General features: G+C 49.0%; 22 protein-coding genes and 2 pseudogenes. 11 read left to right on the top strand and 13 right to left on the bottom strand.

Annotated features, from left to right (window positions below; genetic code table 11):
* The first annotated feature begins 71 nt into the window (after positions 1-71).
* Positions 72-1,147, top strand: a protein-coding gene (locus CAP48_RS19760) for an IS3 family transposase (protein WP_369806375.1) whose coding sequence is annotated in 2 segments (ribosomal slippage) — positions 72-321 and positions 321-1,147 — 1,077 coding nt in all. Because the reading frame shifts where the segments join, the coding sequence is not laid out codon by codon here.
* Positions 1,148-1,422: 275 nt separating this feature from the next.
* Here CAP48_RS19760 and CAP48_RS19755 read toward each other — a convergent pair.
* From CAP48_RS19755 to CAP48_RS19745, 3 genes are all read right to left on the bottom strand, one after another.
* Positions 1,423-3,615: a tyrosine-type recombinase/integrase gene (locus CAP48_RS19755; RefSeq protein WP_100699593.1), complete on the bottom strand. Its 2,193-nt coding sequence runs from the start codon at positions 3,613-3,615 to the stop codon at positions 1,423-1,425.
* Between the two features lie 114 nt (positions 3,616-3,729).
* Positions 3,730-4,008, bottom strand: coding sequence for a WGR domain-containing protein (locus CAP48_RS19750; protein ID WP_192871365.1), 279 nt, complete (start codon positions 4,006-4,008; stop codon positions 3,730-3,732).
* A gap of 137 nt (positions 4,009-4,145) precedes the next feature.
* Positions 4,146-4,916, bottom strand: coding sequence for a DUF3658 domain-containing protein (locus CAP48_RS19745; protein WP_161495312.1), 771 nt, complete (start codon positions 4,914-4,916; stop codon positions 4,146-4,148).
* 387 nt (positions 4,917-5,303) lie between these two features.
* On the opposite strand from CAP48_RS19745, the gene CAP48_RS19740 reads away from it, so the two are divergent.
* Entirely contained in the window at positions 5,304-6,056 is a 753-nt protein-coding gene (locus CAP48_RS19740; protein ID WP_100699591.1) for a hypothetical protein, read from the top strand.
* 1 nt (position 6,057) lies between these two features.
* Positions 6,058-6,759, top strand: coding sequence for a hypothetical protein (locus CAP48_RS19735; protein WP_100699590.1), 702 nt, complete (start codon positions 6,058-6,060; stop codon positions 6,757-6,759).
* Between the two features lie 51 nt (positions 6,760-6,810).
* Here the strand turns inward: CAP48_RS19735 and CAP48_RS19730 are convergent, their stop codons facing one another.
* The 4 genes from CAP48_RS19730 to CAP48_RS19715 form a co-directional block, all read right to left on the bottom strand.
* Positions 6,811-7,383, bottom strand: a complete 573-nt coding sequence (locus CAP48_RS19730) for a plasmid pRiA4b ORF-3 family protein (RefSeq protein ID WP_100699589.1) — start codon at positions 7,381-7,383, stop codon at positions 6,811-6,813.
* Positions 7,384-8,985: an IS66 family transposase gene (locus CAP48_RS19725; protein ID WP_100699588.1), complete on the bottom strand. Its 1,602-nt coding sequence runs from the start codon at positions 8,983-8,985 to the stop codon at positions 7,384-7,386.
* 92 nt (positions 8,986-9,077) lie between these two features.
* The gene (gene tnpB, locus CAP48_RS19720; protein WP_100699587.1) at positions 9,078-9,422 is read right to left on the bottom strand and encodes an IS66 family insertion sequence element accessory protein TnpB; all 345 of its coding nucleotides are present in this window, start codon (positions 9,420-9,422) and stop codon (positions 9,078-9,080) included.
* Positions 9,419-9,826: a transposase gene (locus CAP48_RS19715; RefSeq protein ID WP_100699586.1), complete on the bottom strand. Its 408-nt coding sequence runs from the start codon at positions 9,824-9,826 to the stop codon at positions 9,419-9,421. Before CAP48_RS19715 ends, tnpB begins: the two co-directional genes overlap by 4 nt.
* Positions 9,827-9,901: 75 nt before the next feature.
* Here CAP48_RS19715 and CAP48_RS19710 point away from each other — a divergent pair, with 75 nt between their 5' ends.
* Both CAP48_RS19710 and CAP48_RS19705 read left to right on the top strand, forming a co-directional pair.
* On the top strand, positions 9,902-10,624 hold the full coding sequence (locus CAP48_RS19710; protein ID WP_153045738.1) for a hypothetical protein: 723 nt from the start codon (positions 9,902-9,904) through the stop codon (positions 10,622-10,624).
* A gap of 59 nt (positions 10,625-10,683) precedes the next feature.
* The gene (locus tag CAP48_RS19705; protein ID WP_100699584.1) at positions 10,684-11,310 is read left to right on the top strand and encodes an SOS response-associated peptidase; all 627 of its coding nucleotides are present in this window, start codon (positions 10,684-10,686) and stop codon (positions 11,308-11,310) included.
* A 16-nt stretch (positions 11,311-11,326) separates the two neighbouring features.
* On the opposite strand, the gene CAP48_RS20515 is transcribed toward CAP48_RS19705, so the two are convergent.
* Genes CAP48_RS20515 through parA form a run of 3 tightly spaced genes read right to left on the bottom strand, consistent with a single transcriptional unit; the run spans position 11,327 to position 12,755 of the window.
* Positions 11,327-11,791: a hypothetical protein gene (locus CAP48_RS20515; protein ID WP_242444578.1), complete on the bottom strand. Its 465-nt coding sequence runs from the start codon at positions 11,789-11,791 to the stop codon at positions 11,327-11,329.
* A 59-nt stretch (positions 11,792-11,850) separates the two neighbouring features.
* Entirely contained in the window at positions 11,851-12,108 is a 258-nt protein-coding gene (locus CAP48_RS19695) for a hypothetical protein (RefSeq protein WP_100699583.1), read from the bottom strand.
* Between the two features lie 2 nt (positions 12,109-12,110).
* Positions 12,111-12,755 (bottom strand): ParA family partition ATPase, encoded by a 645-nt coding sequence (parA, locus tag CAP48_RS19690; protein WP_100699582.1) that lies wholly within the window; start codon positions 12,753-12,755, stop codon positions 12,111-12,113.
* A gap of 284 nt (positions 12,756-13,039) precedes the next feature.
* Here parA and CAP48_RS19685 point away from each other — a divergent pair, with 284 nt between their 5' ends.
* The 4 genes and pseudogenes from CAP48_RS19685 to CAP48_RS19670 all read left to right on the top strand — a co-directional run bounded on the left by CAP48_RS19685 (position 13,040) and on the right by CAP48_RS19670 (position 16,593).
* A complete protein-coding gene (locus CAP48_RS19685) occupies positions 13,040-13,861 on the top strand; it encodes a TnsA endonuclease N-terminal domain-containing protein (RefSeq protein WP_100699581.1) in 822 nt (273 codons plus the stop codon).
* Positions 13,848-14,678: pseudogene (locus CAP48_RS19680) on the top strand (transposase); the annotation flags it as partial. The gene CAP48_RS19685 and the pseudogene CAP48_RS19680, both read left to right, overlap by 14 nt.
* Before the next feature lie 63 nt (positions 14,679-14,741).
* Positions 14,742-15,898 (top strand): IS3 family transposase gene (locus CAP48_RS19675; protein WP_100699580.1). Its coding sequence is split into 2 segments (ribosomal slippage): positions 14,742-14,979 and positions 14,979-15,898, totalling 1,158 coding nucleotides; the frame shifts between segments, so codons are not numbered across the junction.
* A 26-nt stretch (positions 15,899-15,924) separates the two neighbouring features.
* Positions 15,925-16,593: a helix-turn-helix domain-containing protein gene (locus tag CAP48_RS19670; protein WP_153045737.1), complete on the top strand. Its 669-nt coding sequence runs from the start codon at positions 15,925-15,927 to the stop codon at positions 16,591-16,593.
* Between the two features lie 61 nt (positions 16,594-16,654).
* Here CAP48_RS19670 and CAP48_RS19665 read toward each other — a convergent pair whose 3' ends face one another.
* Both CAP48_RS19665 and CAP48_RS19660 read right to left on the bottom strand, forming a co-directional pair.
* The gene (locus tag CAP48_RS19665; RefSeq protein ID WP_100699578.1) at positions 16,655-17,116 is read right to left on the bottom strand and encodes a transporter substrate-binding domain-containing protein; all 462 of its coding nucleotides are present in this window, start codon (positions 17,114-17,116) and stop codon (positions 16,655-16,657) included.
* A gap of 70 nt (positions 17,117-17,186) precedes the next feature.
* Positions 17,187-17,714: a hypothetical protein gene (locus CAP48_RS19660; RefSeq protein WP_153045736.1), complete on the bottom strand. Its 528-nt coding sequence runs from the start codon at positions 17,712-17,714 to the stop codon at positions 17,187-17,189.
* A 272-nt stretch (positions 17,715-17,986) separates the two neighbouring features.
* Between CAP48_RS19660 and CAP48_RS19655 the strand changes: the two genes are divergently transcribed.
* Both CAP48_RS19655 and CAP48_RS20575 read left to right on the top strand, forming a co-directional pair.
* Positions 17,987-18,619, top strand: coding sequence for a DNA-binding protein (locus CAP48_RS19655; RefSeq protein WP_100699576.1), 633 nt, complete (start codon positions 17,987-17,989; stop codon positions 18,617-18,619).
* Positions 18,620-18,692: 73 nt separating this feature from the next.
* Positions 18,693-18,821, top strand: a complete 129-nt coding sequence (locus CAP48_RS20575) for a hypothetical protein (RefSeq protein WP_255411724.1) — start codon at positions 18,693-18,695, stop codon at positions 18,819-18,821.
* Between the two features lie 26 nt (positions 18,822-18,847).
* On the opposite strand, the pseudogene CAP48_RS19650 reads toward CAP48_RS20575, so the two are convergent.
* Positions 18,848-21,741, bottom strand: a pseudogene (locus CAP48_RS19650) (Tn3 family transposase).
* Between the last annotated feature and the right edge of the window lie 66 nt (positions 21,742-21,807).

The following is a 21,807-nucleotide window of genomic DNA, read 5'->3' as shown; positions in this document are numbered from 1 at the left end:
TGTAACTACCCCGTAAAATAATACAGATTACTCGTAGAATTTCTTTTAAGCTAAACGAAAGGAGTTTGACGATGAGCAAACGAAAGACTGAAAGCCAAATTGTGGCGATTTTGAAAGAAGCTGAAGTTGGTATGCCGATCAAAGACCTCTGCCGTAAGTATGGCATCGGCAATTCAACGTTTTATAAGTGGCGCGAAAAATACGGCGGTATGGAAGCATCCGATGTGCGCCGTTTAAAAGAGCTTGAAGAAGAAAACCGTCGGCTCAAACAAATGTATGCGGATTTGAGCCTAAAATCGCAGATGCAAGAAGATATTATAAAAAAGCTTTAGCACCTGTGGCAGAACGAAAAGTTTGGGCACGTGAGCTACAGGTGCAGTATAACGCGAGCGTTGTAACCTGCTGTAATGCGGTTGGCATCAGCCGTACCGCTTATTATTACGAACCTAAGTTAACCGATGACACTGCAATCATTGATGCACTCAATGCGTTGATTGAAAAACATCATCGCTGGGGTTTTCCTAAGTGCTTCAAACGTCTTCGCAAGCTAGGCCACCGCTGGAACCACAAACGAGTGTATCGTGTTTATACTGAGTTAAAACTGAACCTACGGCGCAAAGGAAAGCGACGCTTGCCTAACCGCAACCCTGAGCCTTTGGTTGCGCCTAGTGCGCTGGGTAAGTGCTGGTCAATGGACTTTATGAGCGACAGCTTGCACAACAAAGTCCGGTTTCGGACATTCAATGTTATTGATGATTTTAACCGTGAAATACTCGGCATTGATATCGCGACCAGTATGCCATCGTTGCGTGTAATACGTTATCTGGACCAACTGGCTGAATGGCACGGTTACCCTGAGAAAATTCGCGTTGATAACGGCAGTGAATTTACCTCAGAAGTCTTCACCAGCTGGGCAAAAGTGCATGGCATTATGATTGATTACATCAAACCTGGTTGCCCTTACCAGAACGCATACATTGAGCGATTTAACCGAACGTATCGTGATGATGTACTGGATTTATATATTTTCAACAACCTGAATGAGGTAAAGCAAATAACCGAAAACTGGATTGAGTTATATAACACTGAACGACCACACGACTCACTGAATGACATGACGCCGTTAGAGTACCGAAATGCGGCATAAATTCTCTACGAGATGACTGTGTTATAAATGGGGTATTTACACATTCAAAGCACATTTATTCATTTTCTATTCTTGCTCGTGATTAGATGTCCTCTTTGCCCACCATATTCCTCTATATAACCTAGGACACCAGCAGGTAGTCCTCGAGGTAGTGATGCCGTGTGAGTTGACTAGACTGCATCGGATTAATAAATTGCTGGTTTGAAAAGGATTGAGAGGTCTGAGAATGTCTTTTGGAATATTTAAACAATATGCATTGAATATGTAAAGAAGATTCATTCAAAAGCCCTTTCCATTGCCTCCTCCCCTTCCTCTTTTTCAGTCCCTAAATATAGACTGCTGGTGTGGATACTGGCATGCCCCAACATATCGCGCACCTGAGCCAAAGGCGTGGTTTTCACTAGCATCGAGGCAAACGTATGCCGCAACCAATGCGGCGTGATGGCTTTCAACGCTTGCGCATCAAACGGTGCTTCCATTTCAATCTCATCTGCCAGTTCGCCTAAAAGCCGCTTTATATCCGCATAAATCACCGTATGGTAAATAGGGAGTCTTTCTACCCGCCCTTCTCCACTCTGTTCATCAGTCACCCACTTTTTATACCCGATCAGCGGCGCATCGGCATCACTCAATCTCGGGTCAGTATCCAGCCCCTGCGTTGCTAAGTACTGTTGCAACAGATCCAGAGCCGGCTTCACCAAGTATACCTCTCTTGTCCTTTCCCCTTTTCCCTCGACTGACAAATACCAGGCCAGCTTGCCTTCATCGTTTTCCTGAACCAGGAAATCCCCCATCTTTGCCGCACACAGCTCCGACAATCTGAGCCCCGTCAAATAAAAAAACCGAATCGCAAACACGGTCCGATACGCCACAGTATCGCTTGCCGGCACGTGATCTAACCCATCCTGAATCCGTCGCCACAGTCGTTGATTAATCCGGTGATTAACGCGCATGCTCCGATTCGAGGACAACTTCGGCAGCCCCTTAAACGGATTGGAGAGCAGATACTGCTGGCTCGTTAAAAATTCAAACAAGCCCCCCAGCACCGTCAGCGTATGTGCAACACTCTCTCGACTCATCGATCCCTTTAGTTCGACCTCTTGACTCGGATCGGCGGCCAGTGCTGCCGGCTCATCAGGCGGTCGATTGGCATTCACAAAAGGCCGCCATTTTTCATGGGTACGCGGGTATTTTCGTTTAGCTACCCACAAGCTGGCGGGCTGAGGGTTACATAGAAAATCCCGAAATAGCGACAGATCTCGCGTGGTGAGAGACGACAGCGGTTTTTGCATATTGAACAGACTCCACAACAAGAGCCGCTCGGCTTCCTTTCGGTAGGACTGATAGGTGTGAGCCTTATAGAGCGCTAGCCACTCATGAATCGCTTCATAGTCATTCTGAGCACTCAGTCGGTTATTTTGTCGCGGCGCACGATTACTGCCTTGCTGGCCATTGAACCGTGCTGGCAGTCGCAGCGCCTCTAATGGCTCAATTTGGTGGCTGCCCTCGGCGAGCATGCTAGAATCGTTCGCTGGTGTCTGCGGTGGGATCAGCAGTGTGCCCACCTTCGGGCTTCGCCGTCGGACACCGCCCGGCAGGTCTTTACTTTTTTTGAGCACATGCTGATAAATCTGCTTTTCTAAAAAGTGCTCATTCTGGCTGAGCCACGTGGTCAGTTTGACCGCCGTCACCTGTCCCAGCCCCTTCACATGCTTGAACCACCACCAGCCATATTCGTTCGCGAAATCCACCAACTTTCCAAGGGTATCGAGCTGGGCCCGGATCAATTTATTGGCCACCTTCGGATGAAACCACCCCGCCACCGGATCATCCAGTGTTGGGGTCGAGGTCAATTCGAACGCCAATTCATTGATAATGACCAGGCGTCGCTCGAGGTTTTTCACGTGCAGCGCCTGCAGCGCTTTTTGAGCCTCAGACAGGTTGTCGTCTTCGGGCTCAGGCACCAGGGCCAGGCGTTCGCGGTCTTCCCGTTTCGCCTCCTCAGTGGCCGAGGTGAGACTACCACCGACTTCAGCATAATAAAACGACAACTGCTCTTCCTGACCCAGCACATTGTCCGGATCAAACGCGGCAATAAAATCCTCAAACGAGATCGGTGTCACAGACACGGATGGCTCCAGTGAGTGCGCCTGACCGGCGACTTGCTTTTTAATCGCCCGCAGCCGATCGAGCATCTTTTGGGTCTCAGTGACGCTTTTGCGTACGCTGGCCGGCAGTTTTAACAGGGCCAGCTGTTCGGGTTCCTTATTCTTGCGGGCCCCCACCACTAATAAGGCATCTTGGACCAGGATCAGGGTATGGCGCGCATCAACCAGGTTGCGGCCGGTCTCCAGGTACTGATCGGCGATATCGGCCAGATTCAGGGTGTTTTCAAAAAAAGCCCGGTAAAACGCAATGTGGTGCAGGCCGATCTTGCGCACGGGTAAGAGCTCTTTGACGCTGGCCATCAATCAGGTTTCCTTCTACGGTCTGAGTTACTAATTATTTAGTTATATGGTTATATGGTTATACAGTTAATTAGCTGTTTAACGATACTGCACTATCCTGACAGTCCAGGACACCTAACCGGCCACATAACCGCGCTGAAGACGCCGCTGAACCACCCTCTGCAATTGCGCTTGGCCCTCGGCCAGGCCGGTCAAGGGCACATAGCGCAGTCGGCCCCGTCGGCTCGATAGACTGCCCCAGGCCTGCTTCAGTTCCCATTGGCCAAACAGATTGATGATCAGGCTCGCGGCGTAGTAGCGCCCGGTCCCGGGATGAGTCCAGTAGTGAGTATGTCTTTCGTCAAACGCTTGTGTTGCCTCGTCCAAGGTTGAGGTAAAAGCGATGTTGGCCATGGCCAGCTCCTTACCGTGTCACGTCTCGCGGGCAGTGAGACTGACTCGTTTGAGTATAAAAACGTTGTCATCGGCTGTGAAATGGTAGATTGTCGCCATGTCATCGTGGTGTTCTTTGCCCGCTCCATGCGATCCGCTTACGCACGTTTTATATGACACGCTCTCATATTCAACGGATACCCCCTCGCCAGTAACTGACCGCTATCGACCAGTGCGAGCGCCCGTTGATGTAACGTCAAATCCGACACCTGCCGGTACGGCGCGAGGCTGACGCCCAGGACATGTGCAATCACATAGGCCATTTGCTTCCAATCTGAGCCCGCTTGATCCAAGATCATGGGGTCGAAGTAGTCCAGCGGCGCGGAAACAAGTCCCGCCGGCGTGACAATGCGAAACGGGGTATTTTCAGTTAGAAGTCGCGTCCAATTGCTCCGATAGTGCAGCTCTTCTTGTGATGAAACTGCCCGTTCGCTTCCCAACAAGGACGCCAGTCCCTCGGGCCGTACAACGGCTAAAGCCTTCAAGGGCTCGGTCAATTCACCGGCATGAGACGGCACACGTTGGCCGGTCACATCGACCACATAATAGGGACGCTCACGAAAATGCCAGGCGAACGCGTGGCGAAATGCACACTCTCGCGCTGAGAACTGGCCAAACCAGACGACAATCTTAGCCTCACTTGCCACGATGTTCTGCCAAAAGGTCAGGATATTATCTTGAACCTCTGGCCAGTCAAACTGTTCATTCCACCAATTGATTCGGACAGAAGGATCGTCCGACGCGATGGGGCCCCCACTGAGATCATCAATAAACACAATATATTCATCGTCTCGGCCGGCCAGCGCAAGCGCGTGCCGGAACGAACTCGCCGCTGATTCACCCGGTATTATGTGTACGGTTTTGCCCACTGAATCTCCTTCCGTCTGATTTTTCCCCAACTATTCTTACACTTTGTGCCCGTCCACAAATCCGGGGCGCATAGTTGGTTACCTGTGCTCTATTCTACGATAAGCCGATAATTCGCACAATAATCGTATAGTTAATAATTATAGTTATTAACTACTACGTCTTGGAGAAAATGGAATATAGATCTTCAATCTATGTCAGTGACATATAAATCATGCTTTTTACTGAAATTACGCGTTCTACGGGTTATGGCGTTTGAGCACACTCAAATGGCAGTTGCTTAAAGTTGTTTAATTTTCCCATAAACTGGAAAAAGGTTGACAATTGAGTTTGTATGTATAATCATTGTCCTAAGTCCTAGGACGCAGGACGATAGGTTTGGAATAATTATGAAAGGTCAAGACATTTTATTACTGTTTAAATTAGCCAGCTTAGAAATAAGTGAACGAGGCAATGATTATGTCGACGAAAGCAATTGGCAAGATTGGGAAATAGAAGATCCCTATTATCCAGATGATGATATGGCATTCGATTTAAGTCAGCACACACTGCCTGGTTTGCCAGAATCTAAAAGTGATATATACAAAGTTCGCTCCCTAGCAAAAATGACTCCTATTAGTAAAGCTCAAGTAGCGCGTTCTTTAGCGAGATCTCCTGGTTTGCCAGAATCTATAAGTGATAAATACAAAGTTCGCTCCCTAGCAAGAATGACAGGTATCAGTAAATCGCAAGTAGCACTTTCTCTAGCGAGATGTTATGACGTCGGCTTAGCGGAACCTCAACGACTCACTGAAATACCGCGTATTAATGCTACTGCACTTGGTGAGTTTGTAATTTATGGATTGAAATATGTATTTCCAGCTAAGCGCGGAGCGCTAACACGAGGTATCGCAACAGCGTGGGCAGCACCAGCATTAAAAGGCAGCATTAGTTCGGCAGGTGAAACCCCTTTGGTATGGCCTGATGCCAGAGGAAATACTAAAGGAATGACATTGGAACCTATTCATGAGTCAGTACCAATAGCGGTAAAACAAGATGTAAATCTATATAAATTCTTAGCTTTAACCGATTCAATTCGGATTGGACTTGCACGAGAACGCGCTATTTCTTCTGAGCTTCTTCGTAATATGTTAGATATTTAAAATGTCTGAATTTAATACACAAAAGAGAATGATTCAATGTGTCGCTAATGCACTTGGCACAGAATTGCTCAACGAAGTAGTTTTTGTTGGTGGGTGTACTACCGGACTGTTTATTACTGATGAGTTTTCAATTGAACAGATTCGCTCTACAGATGATGTTGATCTAATTTTATATTTAATGGGTGGCAAAGCTGAATGGTTCAAGTTTCAAGCCAGACTGAGAAAACATGGTTTTGAAGTAAAAATGATTGAAAATGCCCCTACGTGCGCCATGTGGCTAGGCGAACTGCGTGTTGACTTTATGCCAGATGATGAGGAGATACTCGGGTTTTCAAATCGTTGGTATAAAGAAGCACAGGAAACATCCCAGATCTATGACCTTGATGGGACAAGTATACGTCTGGTCACTCCACCCTACTTCATCGGTACTAAGCTAGAGGCATTCAAAGGACGTGGAAATAGAGACCCGTTAATCAGTCAAGATATCGAAGATGTTCTCAATCTTATAGACGGACGAGAATCATTGATAGATGAGATAGCCGCAAGTTCAACTGACTTGAGAAAATATATAGCCGATGAGTTTAAGCTTTTATTGGAACTTCCATCAATGTCTCATGCGATTGATAGTGCGAGCCTAAGCGATCGGGGCCGTAAAGATCTAATTTACGAACGTATCGACAATATCATTAAGCTAGGTATCTAATGAAGTTTCAATATGAATTCACTGTAACGGTCCGGTGAGTACCGTCTTGCTTTAAAGCCGGATCTGCATCAGCCGTTCATTGACCTCTTGCAGGTCGAAGGCGGCCGGATCAAAGGGGTCGCCATACCATTGCTTCAGATCAGAATGGTCGGGGTGATCAGAGTCAGCCATGGCTTGCAGGAAGTCCATATAGCCCGGCTCCCCGCCCACGTCCTCAGGCGGACACGCATTGGCCCCATCCAAACACCAGGGAGAGTCCAGTGGACCTTCGAAGGGCATCACTTCGAGCACTTGGATTTGATGGAGCCAGTAATCCCCATAGTCGTAGAGGTATTCGAACTGGCCACTTAAGCCCAGCGCCTTGTCCAGGCGGACCCGGTTTTGGCTTTGTAGATCGGTCTCGGGGTAATCAGGGTCAGGCACGCCATAGTGCACATGGTTGATGATGAACTCATGCAGATGGCCGCCGAGCCAGCCCATGGCGTTCTGGATGGTGATGTGCAGCTTGGGCAAGGTAATGCGGCTAGGCACCACGATGGTGCGATGGATTGTCGGCTGAACGTAGCCCAATTCGATACGCAACACGAGCGCTTGCCCTTGCAACGCGAGGACCTTACTGACCATTTATGCAGCCCTATCAAGTGACAGCGAGTGCTTGGCCACATTCCACGGCAACAGCTCATCAATGCGGTTCACCGGATGATCGGCAATCACCGTCAACACATGACGCAGGTACGCCTGGGGATTGATGTCGTTTAACTTTGCGCTGCCAAGCAAGCTGTACATGGTGGCCGCGCGCTCGCCACCGGTATCCGAACCCAGGAAGAGATAGTTCTTTCTGCCTAAAGCTACGCCGCGCAGCGCCCGCTCGGCGGCATTATTGTCAATCTCAATGCGGCCATCATCCACGTAGCGCGCCAGAGCCTGCCATTGATTCAGGGCATAACCGATCGCATCGGCCGTTTTTGATTTGCGTGAGACGCTGGGCAACTGGTCGCGCAACCACGCGTAGAGCGCGGTGACGATGGGTTTGGCGTGCTCTTGTCGGGCGGCGTGCCGCGCGGTGGGGGGACTGCCCCGGATACCCGCTTCAATCTGGTAAAGTTCGGCAATTCTCTCCAGCACGTGGGTCGTGATGAAGGTGGCGTCTTTCACGTGAATGTCGTAGAACTTACGCCGGGCATGCGCCCAGCAACCCGCTTCTATGACGCGACCCGATGCGTAAACCTTGTTGTACCCGGCAAACGCATCCGCTTGCAAGATACCGCGATAGTGCTGCAGGTGCGTTTGCGGATGGATGCCACGCCGATCCGGCGAATAACGCATCCACATGGCCGGTGCGGTGGACTCGCCACTGGGCCGATCATCGCGGGCATACACCCACAGGCGCGCCTCGCGTGTCTTGCCGGTGCCGGGCGCCAGAACCTTGATTGGCGTGTCGTCCGTGTGCAGCTTATCGGCCGCAAAGACGTGGCGACGCAACGCATCCAGCAAGGGACGCAGCAATTCGTGCACGCCACCGACCCAATCCCCCATGGTGCTTTCGCTCAGGCTCACGTTTTCGCGTTCATAGATCTGGCACTGACGGTACAGGGGTTGGTGGTCCAGGTATTTACTGACCATCACGTGGCTAAGCAACCCGGGGCCGGCGAAGCTGCGTGCAATCGGACGGCTGGGCGCAGGGGCTTGGGCCATGCGATCGCAACAGCGACAGGCCAGACGCGGTCGCACGTGACGAACAATTCTAAAGCTTGCCGGAATGTGTTCGAGCACCTCGCTGACGTCTTCGCCCAGGCGAGCCCACGCGCCGCCGCAATCAGGACAGACAGCCTCGTCAGGAAGGTGTTCTTCAATATCGCGAGGCAGGTGTTCGGGCAGCGCCCGGCGTTGCGGTGCAGGACGTGAGGCAGGCGCCTGTGCCATTTCGACTTTCTGGGCGCGCTCGCCCTGATTGATGTGCAGTTCTTCCAGTTCGAGCTGTAATTGGTCGATCTGGTGTACGAGCTTTTCAGACTTCTGGCCAAACAGCATGCGTCGCAGCTTATCGAGTAACAGCGACAGACGGGCGATCTCATGTTTGTCATCGTGCTTTTGGGCACGCAGTGCATCGCGCTCCAGATGCCAGACCTCGCGTTCTTGCTCGAAGGCGGCGATCTGGGCTGACTTGGCCGACAACAACGCCTTTAAGGCATCGATAGTATCGGGAAGTTGGACGCGATTTAACATGGCGTTATTTTACCCAATAACGACCGTTTCTCCTAATGAATAAAGCGCCTGAATGCTAATAAATACGCCACTCTTAGCCTTTTTTGCAGCGATCAAGCCTGTGTCGGTTTATGCGTGCGCACAGGCCGTCGCCAATCAATGCCTTCAAGCAGCATCGAGAGCTGCGCCGACGTTAAATGCACGCAGCCCGATTCGGCACTGGGCCACACGAAGTGGCCATGTTCAAGACGCTTGGCGAGCAAACACATGCCATCACCACTCCACCAGAGCACCTTGAGCCGATCGCCCTTACGGCCCCGGAAGACAAACACATGACCGCTAAAGGGATCTTCGTGCAGCGTGGCTTGAACCGTTGCCGCCAGCCCATCAAAGCCGCGACGCATGTCCGTCGCCCCGGCCGCCAGCCAAACCCGCGTTCCCGCGGGCAGCCCGATCATGGACGTAACGCGTCGATGACGCACCGTAATGTCGCCGGATCCGCCGCGCCGCGGATGACAACGCACGCGGCGTTAAATACGAGCTCAATTTCGCTGGACCGGGCATCGGCTTGTCCGTCAATGCGCCTAGCCGGTAAGTTGGGCTTTATAGTGGACAAGGCGCTATCGGGCGCCACGTGTACCGGCACAAACGTCGGCATCGATGAAAGCGCGCCGAAATCGCCACGTCGATATTGCCAGCGCCAGTTATGCAACATATTGGCGTTGATTCCGTGGGCCAGTGCCACGCCAGCGATTGACGCGCCCGGGCTCAAGGACTCCTGTACCACCTGGCGTTTGTATTCAAGCGGATAACGCCGCCGCGGGGCCCGGCCAGCCGGAACGACAGAAAGAGAAGTGCTCATTAACGTTGCATGTCCATTTCATTTAATAGGTGGACACGTAGTTTGCGCGAATCTCAGTGAGATCTCCAGACGGTATTGGGCGGGCGCTTACAATTCACTCTTAATTCATGGCTTAGTAAAAAAGGGAGTAATAAACACGAAAATCGAGACTCGTGTAGTGTTTATTTAAACCACGATGTAGTATTTGCTATTTTAGTTGACGCTACAGATCACGGTTTAAATGGGATTGAATTTAGTAGCGACTGGAAAAATCACTTAATAAATCTTGTGAAAAAGCAAGGTAATCTTTCTCCTGCTCATATCCGAATGGGGATATTCAATGCCCATTGTATGCTTAGAAATAAAGGCTATATTCATGAGAAAGCTGCATATGCAATACTCGTGCTAGATAAGAAAGCTGGGGTTGGCTGGACTCTGAACTGTGGTGATTGCCGCGTTGGCGGTGTTAATAGGAATGGGGATGTGCTTTGGTTGACACCAGTTCATTCTGCGGCCAATGCATTTGGCGAAGAGTTTACTATTAAGCATGCGCAGTCTATAGAGCGTAATAGTCTAACCAAATGTCTAAGGATTCGTCATTTTGATGAACCAGCGGTAAGCCAGTTTGAATTAGATAATTATGAAATGTGGTGCATGGCGACGGATGGGTTTTGGGTTGACCACGTTCTTCTTGGTGAGGACATAACTACGCTAAAAGATGATGCCAGTGTTTTGACTCTTGCATTATCTGTAGGCGATATAAATTTACAAACTGATTGTGCAAATTTTGAGTACATAAATAATACTTCTGCTGAGTAATTTTTTATGTAAGATCTTAGAAACTTCATATTTTCTACCGACTGTATGGGAATTGTTCTATGTGCGGACGATACGAATTTTCAAAATCCTTTGGCGAAGAGTTTAATTTTGTCCAGTGGCCGAATTTTCAGCCTGATCTAAACATAAGCCCTACTAATAAAGCGCCGGTAATCGTGGAAACAAACCCAAATTCCTACGAAGTTGAATTCAGGCACTGGGGTTTTATTCGGCATTGGCCCGGTAAGACGGGAAAGCTAACAAAGAAAATCCTTTTCAATGCTGTGTCTGAGTCAATAACGAAAACCAGGAGTTTCAAACACGCTTTTGCTGAAAGACGTTGTGTTATTCCTTTAAATGCCTGGTTTGAATGGCCAGAAATTCCGGAAATCAACAACGGAATTAAAACTAAAATCCGGATCTTCATGCCTATGCGCCCTACTTTTGGTGCTGCAGGGATCTATGAGGATACGATAGACAAAGAGACTGGCGAAGTCACCAGTTTTTTTTCAATGCTCACCGTCGAGCCTGGCCAGAATTCCCCAATTAAATCGTTGCATGATCGGTCCCCATTAGTTCTGCCTGCGCATGAGTACGATACTTGGCTTACTGGTACTCCTGGTCAAGCGGAAAGTCTACTCCATCCGTACGAGACACCAGGAGCATTTGACTTTGAGATCCTGTATTAATTCACTTCACTGCAAATTAACGGTGATCGAAGGCCGCTTCGCAATCGTCGCCAATAGCCTTTGAAGCTCCTTTCAATGTGAATGTTGCTTCTTTACCATCCGGGTAACGTACATATACTTTGCTATGTTTTTTAAATTTATCTAACAAGTATCTAAAATTTTGAGCCCCTACTCTACTAGCAGACTCAATGACACTCTGTTCGTTGGTTTGAAAGGTTTCTGGTTTTTCATTATCAAATATGGTTAGGATTTCACCGTTTTTGAGCGAATTACCGGCTACAGTAAAGCTAATTTTGCTCCCACCCGGAAAGTCGAGTGGGGAAGCACATATAACATCAATACTGTTGCCGGAGCCTTGTGTAACTTGGAGTTCTGAGACTCCCTGCCCCCATCCAGAACGCCATTTGTCATCGGATGTTGCCGACCAAGCATAACAGTTGAGGCTTATTGTGGCGAGAAGCCCTATTGAAATTAGACGCATGATTATCCTGCTATATTTAATTAATTAGTTATATAGTTATATAATTGATTGCGAGTTATCTACTGTTTTAATTTTAAATATGCTTGTAATGCTTCCTCAACGAAATTATTGAATTTCATCCCCTTTTGCTGTGCGCAATAAACTTTAATATTGGTATGTAGATCAGCATCAAGAATAATAGTAGTGGTTTGGCGTGCTTTGGTGGTCGCTGCCGGTTTTTTCTCTTCCCTTCCTTGGTCAATCCATTCTTGTGCTGCTTTATCAATTGATGTCTGTAAGTTCGGTTTACGTATCGTTTCTGGTTTTGGGATACCCATTATTAATCCTTCAATTTTAAAATTTCATCGATCATAAACAGGATTTCATCCTGAGCGGATTTACTGTTTGCCACTTCAAAAACAGTAAGCCCTTGTGTGGCAGCATTTGCAAAGTTTTGTCGCTGGCCAATTACCGTATCGAAAAAGGTCCAGCCATTTTCTTGCATATCGGCCAGAACATCTTTTGCCAAATTCGTATTTGGAACAACACGGTTTAGCAACACGGCATGGATGATTTCCGGTTTATAAATTTTTGCTTCTTCAATCATCGACTTAAGTTCATCGGTCGCCCATAGATCAAAGCCCGACGCTTGCATTGGCATAACGACTAGATCACTAATGATGATTGCTGCCCTTGCCAAGTCGGTCATTCGGGGTGCGCCATCAATTACGATGAAGTCGTACCCATCTTGTTGCTTCATCCGAGTCAAGGTTTCGCGCATGCTTCCTGAGTCAATACCGATCACATTGAAAGATAAAGGTTTATTAGCGTTATTTCTGACGCTAGCCCAAGCCATCGAGCTGCGTTGTGGGTCACTGTCGGCCAGAATGACCTTGTGCCCTTGGTCAGCTAATGCATAGGCTGCATTTATGCTTAGAGTGGTTTTACCAACGCCACCCTTTTGATTAAGGAATGAAATTATCATAGTCGCTCTATATAGTAGTTTAGTTGAATAACTATACGGTAATTCAATTATATAATTAAATAATCATCTAGTAATATAACTATTTTAATGAATAACAAAGTAACTATATAGTTATGTTCTTAATTAGCAACATAACTATATAGTTAAATATGTGGGCGGACAATAAAGTCTTAAACTGAACAAAATAGATCTAAACTATGACAATAAAGTCTTAAACTAGACAAAATAGTTGTAAACTGAAATCAGTCCAGTTATGCTGTGAAAAAGCATACTGGACTTTTGTTATGGCTAAAGCAAACTCTTCATTTTCTGAAGTACAAATTGCCCGTCGTATTAAAGAGGGGCGTGGCCAAGGGCATGGTAAAGACTATATTCCATGGCTAACAGTACAAGAAGTTCCTTCCTCAGGTCGTTCCCACCGTATTTATTCTCATAAAACGGGACGAGTCCATCATTTGCTCTCTGATTTAGAACTTGCTGTTTTTCTCAGTCTTGAGTGGGAGAGCAGCGTGCTAGATATACGCGAGCAGTTCCCCTTATTGCCTAGTGATACCAGGCAGATTGCAATAGATAGTGGTATTAAGCATCCTGCTATTCGTGGTGTAGATCAGGTTATGTCTACTGATTTTTTAGTGGACTGCAAAGATGGTCCTTTTGAGCAGTTTGCTATTCAAGTCAAACCTGCAGCAGTCTTACAAGACGAGCGTACCTTAGAAAAACTAGAACTAGAGCGTCGCTATTGGCAGCAAAAGCAAATTCCTTGGTTCATTTTTACTGATAAAGAAATAAATCCCGTAGTAAAAGAAAATATTGAATGGCTTTATTCAGTGAAAACAGAAGAAGTTTCTGCGGAGCTTTTAGCACAACTATCCCCATTGGCCCATATCCTGCAAGAAAAAGGAGATAAAAACATTATCAATGTCTGTAAGCAGGTTGATATTGCTTATGATTTGGAGCTAGGAAAAACATTGAGTGAGATACGAGCCTTAACCGCAAATGGTTTTATTAAGTTCAATATTTATAAGTCTTTCAGGGCAAATAAGTGTGCAGATCTCTGTATTAGCCAAGTAGTGAATATGGAGGAGCTACGCTATGTGGCAAATTAATGAGGTTGTGCTATTTGATAATGATCCGTATCGCATTTTGGCTATAGAGGATGGCCAAGTTATCTGGATGCAAATAAGCGCTGATAAAGGAGTTCCACAAGCTAGGGCTGAGTTGTTGCTAATGCAGTATTTAGATGAGGGCCGCTTAGTCAGAACTGATGATCCTTATGTACATCTTGATTTAGAAGAGCCGTCTGTAGATTCTGTCAGCTTCCAGAAGCGCGAGGAGGATTATCGAAAAATTCTTCCTATTATTAATAGTAAGGATCGTTTCGACCCTAAAATCAGGAGCGAACTCGTTGAGCATGTGGTCCAAGAGTATAAGGTTACTAAGGCTACAGTTTATAAGTTGTTACGCCGTTACTGGCAGCGTGGTCAAACGCCTAATGCATTAATTCCCGATTACAAAAACAGCGGCGCACCAGGAGAAAGTCGCTCAGCGACAGGCACAGTAAAAGCTGGCCGAGCTAGAGAATATGGTGAGGGTGAGGGGGTCAAGGTTACCCCCGAGATTGAACGGCTTTTTAGGCTGACCATAGAAAAGCACCTACTCAATCAAAAAGGCACAAAAACTACCGTTGCTTATAGGCGATTTGTAGACCTATTTGCTCAGTATTTTCCTCGTATTCCTCAAGAGGATTATCCAACGCTACGCCAGTTTCGTTATTTTTATGATCGCGAATATCCTAAAGCTCAGCGCTTAAAGTCCAGAGTTAAAGCAGGGGTATATAAAAAAGATGTACGACCATTAAGTAGCACAGCAACCTCTCAAGCATTAGGACCTGGTAGCCGTTATGAGATTGATGCCACGATTGCTGTGAATCGGCCAGGGTTTACTAGACACTTTTAAGCCTCATAATACTCACAGATGGAGATTATTATGAGCAAGGTCCGATTTACGGAAGAATTCAAACTCGAAGCGATAAAGCAAATTACAGAACACCACCGACCGGTGGCTGAAGTGTCGCAACGACTGGGCGTGTCGAGCCACAGCCTGTATGCCTGGATCAAGCGATACGGTAAGTCTGCGCAGTCAGGTAAGCAGGCTGGCACTGAGGCGATCGAGCTCAGGCGTCTACGTGCTGAGGTCAAACGATTGACCCAAGAGCGAGATATCCTAAAAAAGGCCGCCGCGTATTTTGCCAAGGAGTCCGGCTAAAGTACGCGTTTGTAGAACAATATTCGACTCAATACCCGGTGCGCAGACTGTGTCAGGTGCTAGGCGTTCATCCTAGTGGATATTACGCCTGGAGACGCAATGCCTATAGCACACGCCATCATGAAGACCAGCGATTGCTGGCTCTGATGAAGCCCTCCTGGCTTGAGAGTGGCCGGGTTTATGGCTACAGCAAGGTGCATTTGGATTTACTGGCATTGGGCGAGACCTGCAGCCGTCATCGCGTAGCGCGCTTGATGCGTAGCTGCGGATGGCGTGCTCAGGTTGGGTATGGTCGTCGTCGACCCGGGTCTTATGGTGGCGCTGCCCATAATGTAGTGGCTAACATTCTGGACAGGCAATTCGATGTCGCAGCGCCGAACCGAGTCTGGGTGACCGATATTACCTATATCCGTACCCATGAAGGTTGGCTCTATCTGGCTGTTGTGGTGGACTTATTCTCGCGCCAGGTAGTGGGCTGGTCGATGGATTCACGAATGAATAAAGATTTAGTTCTGCAGGCATTGCTCGCCGCAGTATGGCGTCGTAAACCCAAGCAACCCGTCATTGTCCACTCAGATCAGGGTAGTCAATTTACCAGCTACGAATACGGCGCATTCCTGGCCAATCATAATCTGCAGCCGAGTATGAGCCGCCGAGGAAACTGCCATGATAATGCTGTCGCAGAAAGCTTCTTCCAATTACTCAAACGTGAACGAATTAAACGTAATATATACAAAACCAGAGAGCACGCACGACAGGATATCTTTGACTATATCGAAATGTTTTACAACCCTGTCCGCCGTCATAGTCATGCGGCCAACCTATCACCGGTAAACTACGAACAGCAATACTTTTCTGAGGCTACGAACTGTCTATAAAAGTCTGGTCGATTCATAGCGCACAATTGTTATATGCTATTTCTGGTACCTTGCTGATTGAGACCCAGAAAGGACGTTGGCTTGTCCCCACAAACCGCGCCGTCTGGCTACCCGCAAAACAAGAACATACTGTTGTCATGCGCAGTCACTGCAAAGTGCGAAGTTTGTTAATTAAAACAAACACGACCTCAACAGCTCTACCAAATAAAAGTTACGTCATCAACGTTACCCCTTTACTCAAAGAGCTCATTCTCGCCTCTACTTTGCTACCCATTGATTACGAAAAAGACAAACACGCTAATTTATTAGTAGGTTTGTTATTAGAAGAGTTGAAACGCCATAACTCGTTAAATTTGCTTTTACCTTGGCCCCAAGACGCCCGCTATCACAATATTTGTGAATACCTTATACATCACCCTTTCGACTCGCGCCCGATGGGGCAATGGGCTAATGAGCTACATATATCCACCAAAACCTTTGAACGACAGTTTGTACAATTAACGGGGATTTCTTTTGGTAAATGGCGACAACAAGCTCGTTTACTGTACTCAGTAGAAGCATTGAACGAAGGGCTCCCTATCACCGAAATTGCGCTGAACTATGGCTACAGCAGCCATAGTGCTTACAGTGCAGCATTTAAAGCTTTTTTTGGGCAACGACCTTCTGAGTTCATAAATGACAAGCATACGGCTTAAATTTTATAAAAATAAAACTCTCATCTTTAGTGTCATAGTTCTGAACTATTTTGTCCGTTTCTCAATTATATTGTCCGCCCACACCAGACTCGCTTAACCCTTTGAAAAGACTGCCTGCACTTGCACCTTGCTCGGTAGAGACCATGATACGTTGTCCAGCATCAAACCACGGGTGAGTAAAATCAATGCGCTGTGCCCGATCCTTAGTGACCGTCATGTTGGTAAGGGCAACGTCAATATCTCCTGATTCGGTTGCGCGAATTAACTCTCCAACATTGTCGAACTCGACATATGAACTATCAAGGTTGAGATGGGCGGCCATCTCTTCCCATAAGTCAATCGCCATGCCGGTAAGATCGTCATCCCCTTTCATGACAAAGGGCGGATGCACGTACACCCCAACGGTCGAAGGCTGTAGTGTTGCCGCTTCCGCGCTTTCTGGTGACTCAATTTGAGCGGATGTGTTTGCAACACAAGCAAGGCAACTGACCAACAAAAGAAAACGTATCAGGCTAGAAAACATATGCTTTCCGTGTCGTTATTAATTTTTCACCAAAGTCGTTTACATAGTGGGATAGTCTATCAGTCGTCCACTACGGTTTAGCGTTAGATTGTCGGTTCTCACTAATAAGAGAGCAGTGCATCGGCACCGGGGAAGCGCTAACCACATTCTTTAGTTCATCATCAATAAAGTCGCAGTCGAGAATATTGTCGTCGCTGGCTTTGCGAGACGAATAGAGATTGACGTTGACCTTTACTGAGTCGTTAATCCATGCGAGTCGGCTTTGCGTTATATCGTGGCCACTGACATGAATAGGTTCCCCCGGTACGTTTAGCTCAATCGTTTTTGAGACGAGTTCTACCGTTCCAATATCGTTTACGTATTTTTTACCAGCCGGTGACGGGTCACCATAGTAGGTGACAAGCATCGTTAGGTTTTCGCCGGTTTCATTGATTGTGGTAAGGGCTTGAGTTGACAGACTAATGTCGATATCAAAACTCATGGAAGCATCAGTTTGGGCAGACGCTGCAAGTGGAGAAAGCGCTAATACTCCAAAAACAATTGTTCGAACTCTATTTAACAAAGTGTTGCTTTTGTTGAAGCCTGTTATTCCTTTCAAAACCCACCCTCCTTGCTATAAATCGTCTGCTTCACTTTTCACAATCTAAGCTGCGTAGCATTAAAGTTCAACCGCGGGGAGTACAAAATAAGAAAAGCCCGAACAGCGGCAACCGTCCGGGCTTTGTGCTTCCGAGACGCAGGAGTCACGAAAGTAGCTTACTACTGAAAAAGTATAGTCCGAGACGTCGCCAGATCAAAAAAAGATATTGTATGTTGTATTGTAGTATGTATAATACAACATACATACCGTAATACAAAGAGGCTTCTAGCATGGCGATTACAAAATCAGATATTTGGAAGGTGGCAGATGCGCTCGATGCTGAGGGCATCCGCCCTACCCTTGCTGCTGTACGAAAAAAGCTAGGAAGTGGCAGCTACACTACGATTTCAGACGCCATGAGCGAATGGAAAAATCGTAAAGCCGAAGTTGCCCCAAGCCCTGAGCCAGCGCCGACAGAAGTGATCGACCAGCTTACCCAAGCTGGTAATGTCATTTGGGCTATTGCCCTTACAAAAGCACAAGAACAACTCACGGCAGAGCGTGAGCGCATCGAGGCCGAAAGACAGGACATTGCGCAAGGACTTGCTGAGACAGTAGAGTTGGCTGACTCATTGACGCTGGAAAATGACAGGCTTCGTGAGCGTGTTGAGCAGTTAGAGCCGGTTGTACAGGAACGCAATGACCTTGCTGGCCAACTGGCGAACCTTGAGCGCCGCAGTGTCGAAGAATTGAATCGCTGCAAGGAAATGCTTGCCGCCAAGGAAGCCGAGGCGAACGCGGCTCATAAAGAGGCGAAAGAGGCCAGTCAGAAAGCGGCAAATATGCAAGGGCAGATAGAGGCTCTAAAAGAGCAGTTCAGCAGCCTGACCATCGCCTTGAAGCCGGAGGCAAGCAAAAAATGATGCATCGAGCCGTGGCGCTGGCGTCGATCATCAACACGTCGGTAAGTGAAAAAACTAATGAATGGGAGGTTGCATGGAATATAGGCAAAAAAATGCACGTATGGGCACGGAATATGAAGAGCAGAACCGTCGCCACCATCAGGAATACCTAGATGCGCAGCGGGAACGCCCTATCAATGATCAACTTGCTTATGAGGGGTGAACAGGGAATTCGGACAAAATCGTACGCTAAGGTTTGCCTGTCGCCCGTAGCGGGCGAAACTGTCCCGGTGCGATCCCGCGATTCTGCTGCCAGACATAATCGCCGGTCAGATTGATATGGTCCCAGCCTAGCGGCGACAGATACTGTAGAAGTTCTTCGTCCACGGACTCGCCCTTGTCACGGAGGTGAGTCGTGATCCGCTCCAGATACATGGTATTCCAGAGCACGACCGCCGCTGTCACCAGATTCAATCCACTGGCTCGGTAACGTTGCTGCTCGAAACTGCGATCCCGGATCTCGCCCAATCGATTGAAGAAGACCGCTCGCGCCAGCGCGTTACGTGCTTCGCCCTTGTTCAGTCCGGCATGGACGCGGCGTCGCAGTTCCACGTTCTGCAGCCAATCCAGAATGAACAGCGTTCGCTCGATGCGGCCCAGCTCGCGTAGCGCGACCGCCAGGCCGTTCTGACGCGGATAGCTGCCGAGTTTGCGCACCATCAACGACGTCGTGACGGTGCCTTGCTGGATCGAAGTCGCCAGGCGCAGTATCTCGTCCCAATGCGCGCAGATGTGCTTGACGTTGAGCGTGCCGCCGATCATCGCTTGAAGCTCGGGATATTCCGAACGCTTCGACGGTACATAGAGCCGCGTGTCCTTCAGATCGCGGATGCGTGGTGCAAATCGGAAGCCGAGCAGATGCATCAATGCAAATACGTGGTCCGTGAAACCGGCCGTGTCGGTATAGTGCTCTTCGATGCGTAAATCGGACTCGTGATAAAGCAAGCCGTCGAGCACATAGGTCGAATCGCGGATGCCGACGTTGATCACCTGCGTATGGAACGGCGCGTATTGATCCGAGATGTGGGTATAGAACAAACGGCCAGGCTCGATACCATATTTCGGGTTGACGTGGCCCGTGCTTTCCCCACGGCCGCCGGCGCGAAAACGCTGGCCATCGGATGAGGACGTGGTGCCGTCGCCCCAGTAACCGGCGAATGCGCGGCCAAGCTGGGTATTGGTCAGTTCGGCCAGCGCCGCCGTATAGGTTTCGTCTCGGATGTGCCAGGCCTGGAGCCAGGACAGTCGCCCGTAGGTTATTCCCGGACAGGATTCCGCCATTTTTGTGAGCCCGAGATTGATGCCGTCAGCCAGTATGGCGGACAGCAACAGGACTCGATTCTTGGCCGGCTCCTCGCTTTTGAGATGGACGAAGTGTCGTGTAAACCCGGTCCAGTCATCCACGTCCATCAACAAGTCCGTGATCTTGATCCGGGGCAGCAACTGAGCGGTTTGGTCGATCAGCCGCTGCGCGTCCGCTGGCACCGCAGTCTCTTGTGGCGTCAGCTTCAATCCTGTTTCGGTCAGCGTGGCATCCGGCAATTCATTGTCCCGAGCTAACCGGCTGACCGTCGAGAGTTGGCGTTCGAGTTCCGCCAGCCGTTCTTCCAGGTATTGATCACCATCCGAATTCACTGCGATCGGCAACTGGTTTGATCGCGTGAGTGCCTTGAATGTCTCGCCGGAAATAAGGTAATCATCGAAGTTGCGAAACTGCCGAGAGCCGCGAACCCAGATATCGCCGGAGCGCAGTGCATTCTTTAGCTCGGATAACGCACAGATTTCATAGAAACGACGATCAATCCCGCGCTCATCGAATACCAGCGTGCGCCAGCGCGGCTTGATGAAAGCTGTCGGTGCGTTGGCCGGTACGGCTCTCGCGTTCGCAGCATTCATGGCGCGTAGCGTCTCGATCGCATCCAGCACGGGCTGTGCCGCAGTAGCGGCCTGAAAGCTCAGCACGGTCAGAAATTGCGGCGTGTATCGCCGCAGCGTGGGGAACTGATCACTGACCAGATGGAGATGATCGAACGAACCGGGGCGCGCCAAGTGATCGGCCTCCGTGATGCTTTGAATGAAGGCATCCCAAGGAATGACCTGTTCGATCGCCTCGAACGCATTCTCTCCGTTGTCCTTGGCCTGTAGCAACGCATGGCCGATCGCCGAATACAACCGGACCTTATCGTTAATGGCTTTGCCCTGACTGTGGAAGCGTTGCTGATGCTTGTTACGGGCATGAGCGAACAGCTTGATCAAAATGCGATCGTGCAAATCGATAATCTCATCGGTCACTGTGGCCATACTCTCGATCGCCAATGCCGCCAGGGTGGCGTGCCGGCGCTCCGGCGCAAACTTGCGCAGATCGCGCGGTGTCATCTGGGCGCCTTCTCGGGCGATTTTAAGCAATCGGTTCTGGTGAATATCGCGGCCGATGTTCGCCGGCAAGTCGAGTGCCTGAAAACATCGAAGCCGCTCAATGTGTTCGAGCATATGCCGTGAGTTCGGTTTCAATGGCGATTGCCGAAGCCAGACCAACCAAGTCGTTTGGCTCTCCGGTTTCATGTCTAGCAAACCATCGAGCCGCTCGCGATGCCATGCCGTCAGCGGCTGGATCAGCCGTCGATACAATCGACGATTGGCGCGGGTAATGGCGCGTGCGCAGGCGCGTTCAACGACCGGCAATGCGGGTACGACGATTTGGCGTCGACGCAGCGCTTTTAGAGCGTGCGACGCCAGGACCAGACCTTTGTCGGTCTGCAAAGCCAGCTCGGTGAGCTCATTCACCAATGCGCGGAACTCGGACAAGCCGAACGGCGCGAGCCCAAGGTACGCCAGGAGGACCTGTAGATGTTCACGCCGTGTCTCATCGCGATGGCCTTGTTGCGTGAGAGCACTGTGCCTGGATAACGCAATAAGCAGAGTTGCACGGCAAAGCCGAATCGGTTGGCCACCCCTCGGCGCTGCCGAATCAGCGCATGGTCGGTTTCCGAAAACGTGTAGTAGCGGATCAACTCGCTCTCGTCCTCCGGCGGTGCGAGCAGGCTGTCGCGCTCCGATGCGGACAGTACGGATCGTCGAGGCATGGCAGGCTCCGGGTCAAAAAGCGATTGCGCAAACGTATGTTTGTGCTACGGCCTTCTCGGTAACGG

It is taken from the genome of Advenella sp. S44 (assembly GCF_002810445.1).
Taxonomy (GTDB): domain Bacteria; phylum Pseudomonadota; class Gammaproteobacteria; order Burkholderiales; family Burkholderiaceae_B; genus Advenella.
Note: the sequence above shows the minus strand (reverse complement) of the source record. Positions and strands in the feature narration are given on the sequence as shown.

Excerpts from the sequence above, each read along its gene's own strand:
- CAP48_RS19755 (WP_100699593.1), bottom strand. The coding sequence starts at position 3,615 with ATGGCCAGCGTCAAAGAGCTCTTACCCGTGCGCAAGATCGGCCTGCAC.
- CAP48_RS19715 (WP_100699586.1), bottom strand. The coding sequence starts at position 9,826 with ATGAGCACTTCTCTTTCTGTCGTTCCGGCTGGCCGGGCCCCGCGGCGG.
- CAP48_RS19665 (WP_100699578.1), bottom strand. The coding sequence starts at position 17,116 with ATGTTTTCTAGCCTGATACGTTTTCTTTTGTTGGTCAGTTGCCTTGCT.
- CAP48_RS19725 (WP_100699588.1), bottom strand. The coding sequence starts at position 8,985 with ATGTTAAATCGCGTCCAACTTCCCGATACTATCGATGCCTTAAAGGCG.
- tnpB (WP_100699587.1), bottom strand. The coding sequence starts at position 9,422 with ATGATCGGGCTGCCCGCGGGAACGCGGGTTTGGCTGGCGGCCGGGGCG.
- CAP48_RS19750 (WP_192871365.1), bottom strand. The coding sequence starts at position 4,008 with ATGGCCAACATCGCTTTTACCTCAACCTTGGACGAGGCAACACAAGCG.
- CAP48_RS20515 (WP_242444578.1), bottom strand. The coding sequence starts at position 11,791 with ATGCGTCTAATTTCAATAGGGCTTCTCGCCACAATAAGCCTCAACTGT.
- CAP48_RS19655 (WP_100699576.1), top strand. The coding sequence starts at position 17,987 with ATGGCGATTACAAAATCAGATATTTGGAAGGTGGCAGATGCGCTCGAT.
- CAP48_RS19685 (WP_100699581.1), top strand. The coding sequence starts at position 13,040 with ATGGCTAAAGCAAACTCTTCATTTTCTGAAGTACAAATTGCCCGTCGT.
- parA (WP_100699582.1), bottom strand. The coding sequence starts at position 12,755 with ATGATAATTTCATTCCTTAATCAAAAGGGTGGCGTTGGTAAAACCACT.
- CAP48_RS19705 (WP_100699584.1), top strand. The coding sequence starts at position 10,684 with ATGTGCGGACGATACGAATTTTCAAAATCCTTTGGCGAAGAGTTTAAT.
- CAP48_RS19730 (WP_100699589.1), bottom strand. The coding sequence starts at position 7,383 with ATGGTCAGTAAGGTCCTCGCGTTGCAAGGGCAAGCGCTCGTGTTGCGT.
- CAP48_RS20575 (WP_255411724.1), top strand. The coding sequence starts at position 18,693 with ATGGAATATAGGCAAAAAAATGCACGTATGGGCACGGAATATGAAGAG.
- CAP48_RS19740 (WP_100699591.1), top strand. The coding sequence starts at position 5,304 with ATGAAAGGTCAAGACATTTTATTACTGTTTAAATTAGCCAGCTTAGAA.
- CAP48_RS19695 (WP_100699583.1), bottom strand. The coding sequence starts at position 12,108 with ATGGGTATCCCAAAACCAGAAACGATACGTAAACCGAACTTACAGACA.
- CAP48_RS19735 (WP_100699590.1), top strand. The coding sequence starts at position 6,058 with ATGTCTGAATTTAATACACAAAAGAGAATGATTCAATGTGTCGCTAAT.